The sequence below is a fragment of the Streptomyces sp. NPDC002958 genome, from assembly GCF_055563255.1.
Map to the genome: position 1 here is coordinate 1 of NZ_JBVHDS010000053.1, position 11,375 is coordinate 11,375.

Annotated in this window: 10 protein-coding genes; all 10 read left to right on the forward strand. The window is 70.5% G+C overall.

The genetic code is table 11. The features are described 5' to 3' along the window. Positions 1-138: 138 nt before the first annotated feature. Genes ACZ3IC_RS33550 through ACZ3IC_RS33595 form a run of 10 tightly spaced genes read left to right on the forward strand, consistent with a single transcriptional unit; the run spans position 139 to position 11,156 of the window. A complete protein-coding gene (locus ACZ3IC_RS33550) occupies positions 139-1,098 on the forward strand; it encodes a carbohydrate ABC transporter permease (protein WP_467422430.1) in 960 nt (319 codons plus the stop codon). Further along, complete coding sequence (locus tag ACZ3IC_RS33555; protein WP_467422432.1) at positions 1,095-1,958, forward strand: carbohydrate ABC transporter permease; 864 nt, start codon at positions 1,095-1,097, stop codon at positions 1,956-1,958. Before ACZ3IC_RS33550 ends, ACZ3IC_RS33555 begins: the two co-directional genes overlap by 4 nt. Next, positions 1,958-3,277: an ABC transporter substrate-binding protein gene (locus tag ACZ3IC_RS33560; RefSeq protein ID WP_467422434.1), complete on the forward strand. Its 1,320-nt coding sequence runs from the start codon at positions 1,958-1,960 to the stop codon at positions 3,275-3,277. Before ACZ3IC_RS33555 ends, ACZ3IC_RS33560 begins: the two co-directional genes overlap by 1 nt. Before the next feature lie 37 nt (positions 3,278-3,314). Further along, positions 3,315-4,415 carry an ADP-ribosylglycohydrolase family protein gene (locus ACZ3IC_RS33565; RefSeq protein ID WP_467422436.1) on the forward strand — a complete coding sequence of 367 codons (1,101 nt, stop codon included), beginning with the start codon at positions 3,315-3,317 and terminating at the stop codon, positions 4,413-4,415. 59 nt (positions 4,416-4,474) lie between these two features. Next, positions 4,475-5,653 carry an ADP-ribosylglycohydrolase family protein gene (locus ACZ3IC_RS33570; RefSeq protein ID WP_467422449.1) on the forward strand — a complete coding sequence of 393 codons (1,179 nt, stop codon included), beginning with the start codon at positions 4,475-4,477 and terminating at the stop codon, positions 5,651-5,653. Further along, positions 5,650-6,822: an ADP-ribosylglycohydrolase family protein gene (locus ACZ3IC_RS33575; protein WP_467422438.1), complete on the forward strand. Its 1,173-nt coding sequence runs from the start codon at positions 5,650-5,652 to the stop codon at positions 6,820-6,822. The genes ACZ3IC_RS33570 and ACZ3IC_RS33575 overlap by 4 nt, the downstream gene beginning before the upstream one ends. Continuing rightward, a complete protein-coding gene (locus ACZ3IC_RS33580) occupies positions 6,822-8,201 on the forward strand; it encodes an ADP-ribosylglycohydrolase family protein (RefSeq protein WP_467422440.1) in 1,380 nt (459 codons plus the stop codon). The genes ACZ3IC_RS33575 and ACZ3IC_RS33580 overlap by 1 nt, the downstream gene beginning before the upstream one ends. Beyond that, entirely contained in the window at positions 8,198-9,127 is a 930-nt protein-coding gene (rbsK, locus tag ACZ3IC_RS33585) for a ribokinase (RefSeq protein ID WP_467422442.1), read from the forward strand. The genes ACZ3IC_RS33580 and rbsK overlap by 4 nt, the downstream gene beginning before the upstream one ends. Further along, positions 9,124-10,335, forward strand: a complete 1,212-nt coding sequence (locus ACZ3IC_RS33590; RefSeq protein ID WP_467422444.1) for a CaiB/BaiF CoA transferase family protein — start codon at positions 9,124-9,126, stop codon at positions 10,333-10,335. The genes rbsK and ACZ3IC_RS33590 overlap by 4 nt, the downstream gene beginning before the upstream one ends. Beyond that, complete coding sequence (locus ACZ3IC_RS33595; protein WP_467422447.1) at positions 10,332-11,156, forward strand: HpcH/HpaI aldolase/citrate lyase family protein; 825 nt, start codon at positions 10,332-10,334, stop codon at positions 11,154-11,156. Before ACZ3IC_RS33590 ends, ACZ3IC_RS33595 begins: the two co-directional genes overlap by 4 nt. Positions 11,157-11,375: the final 219 nt, after the last annotated feature.

Genomic DNA, 11,375 nt, shown 5'->3' on the forward strand with positions numbered 1-11,375 from the left:
CGACGGCTCGGCCAGGAGGCCGACCGCCCCGAACCCCCCACCGCCCCCACCCCCCGCAGCACCACCGCCCCGCCCCGCCTCGTCGTCCGCGCATCCACCGCGCCAACGGCGACCGACAGATAAGAGCATGAGGTTCGCATGAGTCTCACCGCCTCCCGGGCCGATGTCGCCCCGGGCAGCCGCGGCACCCCACCGCCCCGCACCCCCGTCAAGCGCAAGCAGGCGCTCGGCCTGGACAGGGGGGCCTGGTTCCTGCTGCTTCCCGCGCTGATCCCGATCCTGCTGCTCAGCGTGGGCCCGCTCCTCTACGGTGTCGCGCTCGCGTTCACCGACGCACAGGCGGGACGTACGGCAGCCACCCAGTTCGTAGGACTGGAAAACCTTCTCGACCTGCGCCACGACTCGCTGTTCCTGGAGTCCTTCCGGATCGGCCTGATCTGGGCGGTGTGCGTGACGGCACTGCAGTTCGCGATGGCCCTGGGCCTGGCGCTGCTGCTCAACCAGAACCTGCGTTTCCGCTGGCTGGCCCGCACCCTCGCCCTCGTGCCGTGGGCGATGCCTGAGGTCGTCGTCGGCATCATGTGGCGCCTCGTGTACCACTCCGACGCGGGCATCCTGAACAAGACGCTCACCCAACTCGGTCTCATACACGAGAACGTCGACTGGCTCGCCGACCTCGCCTACGCGCTGCCCGCGGTCATCGTGGTCGGCGTGTGGGCGGGCATGCCGCAGACCACGGTCGTGCTCCTGGCGGGTCTGCAGAACGTTCCGCACGAACTGCGCGAGGCAGCCCAGTTGGACGGTGCCGGCGTCTGGCGCCGCTTCACAACAGTGACCTGGCCGGCGCTCAAGCCCGTCGTCCTCGCCATCACCGCCCTGAACTTCATCTGGAACTTCAATTCGTTCGGTCTGGTGTATGTCCTCACCCAGGGCGGTCCGGGCGGTCAGACGCGGTTGCCGATGCTGTTCGCGTACGAAGAGGCCTTCAAGTACGGGCAGTTCGGATACGCCGCCGCGATGGGACTTGTCATGGTTGCTGTGATCGCGGTCCTGCTCACTCTGTTCCTGCGCAAGAAGCTGAAGGAGGACGCGGCGTGAGCGCGACTTCTGTCCTGCCCAAGGTCCGCGCCCTGCGCGCCGCGGGCCGCACCGGCCAGTACGTGGCCCTGCTGTGCTACCTGGTCTTCCTGGGCTTCCCGCTCCTCTGGCTGGTGTCCACCTCCTTCAAGTCGCCGCAGGAACTGGGCTCCATCGATCCGACGTGGCTGCCCCAGCACCCCAGCCTCGACAACTACCGCGCCGCATTCGACGCGCAGCCGCTGCTCCACTCGGCGCTCAACAGCCTTCTTGTGGCGGTCAGCGCCTCGCTGATCTCGGTGTCGATCGCGGTCCCGGCCGCGTACGTGATGGTCCGCTACAGGTCGCGGGTCAGCCAGGCCGGGACCGTCTGGATCCTGGTCAGCCAGATGTTCCCGTTCGTTCTGGTGATCATCCCGCTGTTCCTGATCCTGAAGAACTTCCACCTGATCGACAGCCTCTTCGGCCTGATCATCGTGTACGTCGTCTGGAACCTGCCGTTCTCACTGTGGATGCTCCAGGGCTACGTCAAGTCGGTGCCGAGTTCCCTGGAGGAGGCCGCCGCGATGGACGGCGCCGGCCGGCTGCGCACCCTCGTCAGCGTCGTCCTGCCACTGCTCGCGCCCGGTCTGGTGGCGACGTTGATGTTCTCCTTCGTCACCGCCTGGAACGAGTTCTTCTTCGCCCTCGTGCTCCTCAAGTCCCCGGAGAACCAGACGATGTCACTGATCCTCACCCGCTTCCTCGGTGCCGAGGGCGTTGCCGATCTGGGCCCGCTGGCCGCGGCCTCGGTCCTCGCGACCATCCCCAGTCTGGTCTTCTTCGCGCTGCTGCAGCGCCGACTCGTGGGTGGCATGCTCAGCGGGGCGGTGAAGGGCTGATGCGCAACCGTACGAAGAACCTGAGCGCCTGCGCGGCCGCCGCGCTCTCCCTGGCCCTGGTCGCCGGCTGCGGTGGTTCGGGGACCGACTCCGCCGACGGCAGGATCACCCTCGAATTCCTCAGCCTGGCCTGGCAGAAGGAGTCCGTCGACGCCAACAAGGCGCTCGTGGAGCAGTGGAACGCGACCCACCCCGATGTCCAGGTCAAGTACATCCAGGGCAGCTGGGACAACATCCACGACCAACTCCTCACCTCCTTCGAGGGCGGCGAAGCGCCCGACATCATCCACAACGACGCCTCCGACCTCACCGACTTCGCGAACGGCGGCTACCTCGCCGACCTGACGGAGTACCTGCCCCAGTCACTGCGCGAGGACATCCCGCAGGCCTCCTGGGACACGACTGCCTACGGCAAGGGAACGTACGGCGTCCCGTTCCTCCAGGAGCCGCGCGTCCTCATCGCCAACACCGAACTCCTCGAGCAGGCACAGGTTCGCATCCCCACGGCAGCGAACCCCTGGACCTGGGACGAGTTCGAGAGCGTCACCAGGAGACTGACACGCGACGAGAACAACGACGGCAAGAACGACCAGTACGGCGTGGCCTGGTCCATGAAGGAGCCGGTCTCACAGTCCGTCAACCTGTCCCTGTCCACGGGCGGCAAGGTTTTCCGCAAGGACGCCGACGGCAAGAACGAGATCCGCTACGACAACGCCGACTCGGCCGTCGCGCAGCTCATCAACCGGCAGATCAACGAGGACCGGACCGCACCCAAGAACGGCCTCGGCATGTCGGGTTCGGACACACTGCCCGGCTTCTTCGCAGGCCGCTACGCGATGCTCCCGCTGAACTTCTCCTACCGCCAGCAGGTGCAGCAGCAAGCACCGAAGGGTTTCGACTGGACGGTCCTGCCGATGCCCAGCGGCAAGGGCGGCCTGGCGCAGGGAACTGCCCCACAGACCCTCTCGGTCTCCGAGGACAGCAAACACAAGCAGGCGGCAGTCGACTTCATCGCCTTCCTCAATCAGGCCGACCATCAAGTCCAACTGGCGCGTGGGGACTGGCTGTTGCCTACCAGTAAGACGGCTTTGAAGGACCCGTCCCTCAACACCGGCGAGTACGGCTGGAAGACCGGCACCGACATCGCCTCCCATCTGCGCCCGTCGCCGGTACTCGGGGTGCGCGGCTACGCGGAGTGGAAGGACAAGATCGCCACCCCCGCCTATCAGGAGTACTACAACGGCGCGTTCGGCATCACGGAGCTGCGCAAACGCCTGGCGGACGACGGCACCCGCATCCTCGACCGCTATCAACGCTGAACCCGAGCACGACCCCAGAAGAGAGCACGAATCCACCATGAGCGTCAGGCTCGACCCCGATCCGTCGGCGGCCGCCGCACCGGATCCCCGTAGGCGCCGTCCCGTCATCCCTTCCCAGCCCGCCGTCGCGGTCCCGCTCCGGGACCGCGCCCGCGGCGCCCTGCTCGGCCTCGCGGTCGGTGACGCGCTCGGAGCGCCTGCCGAGAACATGAAGCCTTCCCAGATCCGCGAACGCTGGGGGCGCATCGAAGGCTTCGTCTCCGACGATCCGGCCGGTACGGACGACACCGAGTACGCGATCTTTTCGGGTCTGCTGCTCGCCGACCACGGCTCCGCCCTCACCGTGGACCACGTCGAGGCGGCCTGGCACGAGTGGATCGCGGACCTCGACGAAGGCCCCTTCAAGGGCGCCGGGTTCAGTGAGCGCGGCACCCTGGAGAACCTGCGCCGTGGGCTCGCTGCCCCCATCTCCGCCCAGCACCGGCATGCCTGGAGCGACGGCCTCGCGATGCGCGCCGCGCCCTTCGGGGTGTACGCGGCCGGACGCCCGGCCGAGGCGGCCCGCCTCGTCGCCATCGACGGCACGGTGTCGCACGACGGCGAGGGCATCCACGGTGGCCGGGCGGTGGCGGCGGGCGTCGCCGCGGCCATGGTCGGCCACAGCCCGGAGGCGGTCGTCCAGGCCGCCCTCTCCGTCGTACCGGACGACTCGTGGACGGCGCGCTCGCTGCACCGTGCGGTGTCGGCGGCACGCCTGGCGCGCCGCGACCCCGCCGGTACCCAACTGTCGATGGAACGTGCGGTGCGCAAGGCCGTCGTCATCGGGGGCTATCCGTGGACGGACTTGGCGCCCGAGGCGGTCGGCCTGGCGTTCGGCGCGTTCGCGGTGGCCCGCGGCCACTTCCGCGAGTCGGTCCTGACCGCGGTCAACATGGGCCGCGACGCCGACACCACGGCCGCAGTGGCGGGCGCCCTCGCCGGTGCCCTGCGCGGCAAGACCGCGATCCCCGCCGACTGGGCGGACGCGATCGGCCCGGTACGGGGCAGTTGCCTCCCCTCCATGGCCGGACGGCACATTCTCGACATCGCGGACCGGTTGACGCCCACCGCACCGGACCGGGCGGGAGCTACGGCGTGACGAACACCCACGGCATCGCCGCCGCACCGGCCGACCGCACCGAAAGGCCCCTCACTCCCATGCCCCCCGCCACAGCGGACGCCACCCAACGCATCGAGGGCCTGCTCCTCGGCATAGCCGCAGGTGACGCCGCCGGGTGGCCCTCCGGTCGGCACCGAGCCGCCAGGCTGCCCGACTGGACACGCCGCCTCACCCGCGAACTGGACACATTCGCCGAGCAGAACGCGACGACGACACTGCCCGTCCCGATCGCCCTGAACCAGCCCCCGGAGCCACTGCGCCTCGGCCCGTCCGACGATGCGGAGTGGGCGGCCTTCACCGCGCACGCCGTCCTCGACGCCTACGCCGACGGCCTCGGCGACCTCCCCGCCGACCAGCGCGTACGCTCCGCGCTCTCCCTCGCCTGGAACACCCTCGCGGACGAGATCGCGGCGGCAGCGGAGCGCGCGGACGAGATCGAGTCGGCCCAGATGCCGCTGCGTGCCCGCATCTCCGTACGGGCCGGCCTCGGCAACCTCGCCGCTGGACTGCGGCCCCCAGCGACGGGCCACGACAACCCGCACTACTTCGACGACGCGGCCTGCGTACGCGCCGCGGTGCTCGCGATCGTCCACCCCGGGAACCCCGAACGAGCCGCTGATCTGGCCGAGTTCGACGCCCGCTACACCCAGGACGGCGATGGCGTGCACGGCGCCCGCGCCATGGCATCGGCCGTCGCCGCGGCGCTCGGCGGCGCTCCGGTCGGCGCCTGCGTGGACGCGGCACTCGCCCAGCTTCCCGAGGGCACCGAGATCCACCGCAACGCGGTGCGTGCCGTCGACCTGGCCCGTGCCGCGGTGACCACGCGCCCCGGCCTCCCCGGCAACGCGTTCGCCCTCGTGCCCGTGTTGGAGCACGAGATCGTCGACCACGTCTACAGCTATGGCATCGCCGCCGCCGAAACCGTTCCCGTCGCCCTCGCCATTGCCACGGCAGCGGCCGGATCCGTCAGCGAAGCGGTCCCCACCGCGGCCTGCCTCTCCCGTGTCGCCGACTCGGCCCCCGCCCTGGTCGGCGCCCTCACCGGTGCGCTCGACGGCGTCGGCGCGTTCCCGCAGAGCTGGCGCGAGGCCTGCCGCACGCTCGCGGGCTGCGCACTGCCGCGCCTCGCCGGCACGGACCTGATCGGCCTGGCGAAGCGCCTGGCCATGACGAACAGCCCAACCAACTCCCCCTCCTCGGAAGGAACCCCGGCATGACTACGCCCACCAACCCGACGAGCCCCATTCCGTCCCTCGAGGACCGCACCACCGGCGCCCTCGTCGGAGCAGCCGTGGGCGACGCGCTCGGCGGCCCGGTCGAGGGCTGGACCCCGGAAGCCATCGCCGAGCGGCACGGCGGGCGGGTGCGGGGCATCGTGGAACCGTTCTACAAGGACGACTGGAAGACCGCGCGGCCCATCGCGCCGTACCACAAGGGCGACGGCCACGTCACCGACGACACCTTGATGACACACGCCCTGATCCGGGTGTACGAGAAGGTCCGCGACCACCTCGACGCGTACGCGGTCGCCGACCACCTGGTCCCGGACCTGATCACCAACACACGCTGGATTCCGGAGCTGGAGGCGGAGGCACTCCCGCTCCAGCGCATCTTCCTCGCGGAGAAATGGATCGTCGCCCGTATCCACTACGGACACGTCGACCCACGCGAGGCGGGCGTCGGCAACATCGTCAACTGCGGTGCGGCGATGTACATGGCGCCCGTCGGCGCGGTCAACGCCGGCAACCCTCTCAAGGCGTACGAAGAGGCTCTGGACGTCGCGGGCGCGCACCAGTCGTCGTACGGCCGCGAGGCGGCGGGCGTCTTCGCGGCGGCGGTTGCCTCCGCGTTCAAGCCGGGCGCGACCCCCGAGTCCGTCGTCGAGGACGTACTGGCGCTCGCGAAGGACGGTACGAAGTCGGCGATCGAGGCGGTGTGCGAAGTGGCTGCCCACTACGACGACTTCGAGGAGGCACTGGCCCCGCTGCGCGAGGCAGTGGCCCCCTTCGATACGGTCGGCCCCGAGTACCGCAAGCCGTCCCTCGGTGCCCGCCGCCCCTCACGTCTGCACGCCATCGAGGAACTCCCCGTCGCTCTCGGCATGTTGTTGGTCGGCCGAGGCGACTTCCGCCACACGGTGCTCGGTTCGGTGAACTACGGCCGCGACTGCGACTCGATCGCCACGATGAGTGGCGCGATCGTCGGTGCCCTGTACGGCGAGGGCGCGGTGCCCGGTGAGTGGAGCGCCGAGATCGCGCGGGCCAGCAGGCTGGATCTGCACGCCCCCGCGGCGTCCCTCGCCCAGGTCACGCGCGAGGTGCACGGCCGCGATCTGGAGCGGCGTCGAGCCCACGAGGCCGCCTTCACGGCGATCGCGGGGCTCTGATGCTGCGTCTGACCTGGGTACAGCCCGAGGACCTGATCGGGCACGAGCTGCGCCAGGCGGCTCAGGACGGCCGTGATGCGGCGGCAGTCGAACGCCGCTGGGTCGCGGCGGGGGGCCACCTGGCGCCGGAGCGGGCCGGGGCGTCGCCGGACGCGGCCTCGGCCGGGCTTCGGGCACTGGCCGAGGAGTTGCTGGACGAACTGGCCCAGCTACCGTCCCCCCTTGCGGCTGCGGAGCCGACAACACCACCGGCCCGTATCACGCTTGAGGGCGAGCCGTCAGGGCGGCACTCGGCACCGGATCCGGTGGCGGAGACGGACCGTCTGCACGCGGCCTGGCTGGGCCGGGCAGTCGGCTGCGTCCTGGGCAAGCCCGTCGAGAAGCTCCCCCTCGACGGCATTCGCGCGATCGCCCGGTCCACCGGTAACTGGCCGCTGAACACCTGGTTCACCGAACAGAACCTGGACCCGGAGGTCGCCGCGGCATACCCCTGGAACCGCCGCTCCCGCCCCACCTCCCTCGCCGAGAACATCGATGGCATGCCGGAGGACGACGACCTCAACTACCCGCTCCTCGGGCTGATGCTGCTCCAGCGACACGGTCACGACTTCACTACGGACGATGTCGCGAAGCTGTGGCTGGACGAGCTCCCGGCGGGCCGCACGTTCACCGCGGAGCGCGTCGCCTACCGCAACCTCCTCAACGGTCTGGAGCCACCGCACACTGCGACGTACCGCAACCCGTTCCGCGAGTGGATCGGCGCGCAGATCCGCGCGGACGTCTTCGGCTGGACGAACCCGGGTGCTCCGGCAAGGGCTGCCGAACTCGCTTACCGTGACGCCGTGTTGACACACACGGCCAACGGTGTCTATGGCGAGATGTTCGTGGCCGCGGCCATCGCGCACGCGGCCGGGCCCTCCCCCACCACGATCCATGAAACCCTCGCCGTCGCCCTGACCCACGTCCCGCCCGGCTCCCGCTACGCGCAGGCGATCCGCTTCGGCATCGAGACGGCGCAGGCGGAGCCCACCGGCACTCCGGCCGGCTTCGAGCAGGTGATCGACGCTCTGCACGCCCGCTACGCCCACGACCACCACTGGGTGCACGTCCTGCCGAACGCCGCTCTGCTCGCCGCCGCTCTCACCCACTCCGACGGCGAATTCACGGGCGCCATCTGCCGTGCCGTGTCGGGTGGTTGGGACACGGATTCCAACGGCGCGACCGCCGGATCGATCGCGGGCCTGCTCGCGGGGACCCCGGAGGCCCTCGGTGAGCGTTGGACGGCTCCGCTGAAGAACCGCCTCGCCACCACGGTGGGCGGCTTCGACGGCATCGGCTTCGACGAACTGGCCCGACTCACCCTGGAGGCTCGCGCATGACTCAGCTGACCGTCCTCGGCTCGGCCAACATGGACCTGGTCGCCTATGTGCCCGAGGCCCCGCGGCGAGGCGAGACCGTCATGGGACACGAGTTCCGTACGGTGCCCGGCGGCAAGGGTGCCAATCAGGCGATCGCGGCGGCACGCGCGGGCGGCACCGTGGCCATGATCGGCGCGGTCGGTGCCGACGACTTCGGCGCGCGCCTGCGCCAGACCCTCGCCGACGCCGGGGTGGACACCACCGCACTGCGTACCGTCCCCGGCCCGAGCGGCACCGCACACATCGTGGTGGACGACGGCGGCGGCAACGCGATCGTCGTGGTGCCCGGCGCGAACGGCGCGTTCACCGCGCTCACAGACGGCGACGAGGCCCTGATCGCCGCGTCCGGCGCACTCCTGCTGCAACTCGAACTGCCTATGGAAGGCGTGCTCGCGGGCGCCCGTGCGGCCCGCGCTCACGGCGTCCGCACCATGCTCACCCCGGCCCCAGCCCAGCCGCTGCCGCCCGAACTCCTCTCGCTCACCGATGTGTTGGTGCCGAACGAGCACGAGGCGGCAGCCCTGACCGGGGCCGGCGATCCGTACGAGGCGGCGCGCCTGCTGCTCGCACAGGTCCCCGAGGTGGTCGTCACGCTCGGTGAGCAGGGCAGTCTCTACGCCACCCGCGACGCGACCCCCGTCATCGTGCCGGCGTTCCCCGTCGAGGCGGTGGACACGACGGCGGCCGGTGACACGTTCGTGGGCGCGCTCGCAGTGGCGTACGGCGAAGGCAGCCCGATGCCGGAGGCGATGGCCTGGGCCGCGGCTGCCTCGGCGCTCGCGGTGCAGCGCCCCGGCGCCTCGTCCTCGATGCCCACGCGCACCGAGATCGAAGCGTTCCGCAAGAACGTACGGACCGATGAAACACGGCCTCAGGAAGCACGATGAACGACACCCCACTCCCCCGGCACGACGGTCCTCTCAAGGGCCTGCGCGTCCTCGATCTGGCAACACTCTTCGCCGGCCCCCTGTGCGCCACGATGCTCGGCGACTTCGCTGCCGAAGTGATCAAGGTGGAGCACCCGCGCAAGCCGGACCCATCCCGTGGCCACGGCCCGTCGAAGGACGGCGTCGGGCTCTGGTGGAAGCTGCTGGGCCGCAACAAACGGAACATCACGCTCGACCTCTCCACCCCCGGCGGCCGCGAGGTACTCCTCAGGCTGGTGTCCGAGTCCGATGTCCTGATCGAGAACTTCCGCCCCGGCACCCTGGAGAAGTGGAACCTCGGCTGGGACGAACTGTCGGCCGCCAACCCCCGCCTCGTTCTGGCCCGCGTCACCGGTTTCGGCCAGTTCGGCCCGTACGCGCGGCGTCCCGGATTCGGTACCCTCGCCGAAGCGATGAGCGGCTTCGCGGCGATCACCGGCCAGCCGGACGGCCCGCCGACTCTGCCGCCGTTCGGCCTCGCCGACTCGATCGCCGCGCTCTCCACGTCGTACGCGGTGATGGCCGCCCTGCGCGGCCGCGACGCGACGGGCCGCGGCCAGGTCGTGGACATGGCGATCATCGAGCCGATGCTGACGATCCTCGGTCCGCAGCCCATATGGTACGACCAGCTCGGCTACGTACAGCCGCGCACCGGCAACCGCTCCACCAACAACGCGCCGCGCAACACCTACCGCACCAGCGACAAGAAGTGGGTCGCGGTCTCGACCTCCGCCCAGTCGATCGCGGAACGTGTGATGCGCCTCGTGGGCAGGCCCGAGTTCATCGACGAGGACTGGTTCGCCACGGGCTCGGGCCGCGCCGCGCACGCAGACGAGCTCGACGAGGCTGTCGGCTCATGGATCGCGGCACACACCCGCGACGAGGTCGTGACGGCGTTCGAGAAGGCGCAGGCGGCCATCGCCCCGATCTACGACATCCGCGACGTGATGGCGGACGAGCAGTACCGGGCGCTCGACTCGATCACCGAACTCCCCGACCCGGACTTCGGCACGGTGAAGATGCAGAACGTTCTGTTCCGCCTTTCCGAGACTCCCGGATCCATCAAGTGGACGGGCCGCTCCCATGGCGCGGACACGGACGAGATCCTCACCGGGCTCGGCCTGACGGACACGGAGATCACGACGCTCCGCGAGGCAGGTGCGGTGTGACCGACCATGCGTATCTGACCTGGCTGTACGTACCCGGGGACCGTCCCGGTGTCGTCGCCAAAGCCCTCGACTCCGGGGCCGACGTTGTGCTGGTCGACCTGGAGGACGCGGTCGCCCCCGACCGTAAGTCGTACGCACTCGACGCAACCGCCGAACTCCTCGCCGACAAGCACGAGGTGCCGGTACACGTCCGTGTCAACGCACTCGACAGTCCCCTCGCCGAGCAGGAGATACGCCGTCTCACCCCGCTGCCGGGCCTGGACGCACTGCGCCTGCCGAAGGTGGGCGGCCCGGACGACATCGCCCGCATCCTGGGCTGGGCGATCGAAGTCCCGCCCCTGTACGCCCTGTTGGAGTCGGCGCTCGGGATCGAGCACGCCTATACGATCGCAGACCATCCGTGTGTGCACGGCATCGCGCTCGGCGAGGCCGATCTCCGCGCCGAGCTGGGCGTCACGGACGCCGCCGGCCTCGCCTGGCCGCGCGGTCGCGCGGTGGTCGCGGCGCGGGCGGCGCAGCTGCCGCCACCGCCGCAGTCGGTGTACCCGGATGTCCGCGATGCCGAGGGCCTGGCCCGCTCCTGCGCCGAGGGCCGCGCGCTGGGCTTCCTGGGCCGCACGGCGATCCATCCGCGGCAGCTCCCGGTGATCGAAGAGGCGTTTCTGCCGACGGAGCGGGAGGTGACAGCGGCCCGCGAGATCGTCCGGGCGGCGGCGACGGACGCGGGCGCCCTGGCCCTTCCCGACGGGCGCTTCGTGGACGCGGCCGTGGTGGCCGGCGCACGACGGGTGCTGGCACTGGCGGAACGCAGGCTGGGCTGACCTGGCGGCAGGCGCCGGTCTCGTACGGCACCGTGCTGTCCAGCATGTGCCGACCCGCCGCGCACTACACGTGGTTCACACCGTGCGACTCGTGCCGTCATCGCGCTGCCAACTGCCGACCGTTGCCGACGCGGTGGAGGCGCGGACGACGAGGCGGGGCGGGGCGGTGATGCTGCGAGGTGCGATGGGGTGCGCGCCGTTCGGTTCCCGCAAGTGTTC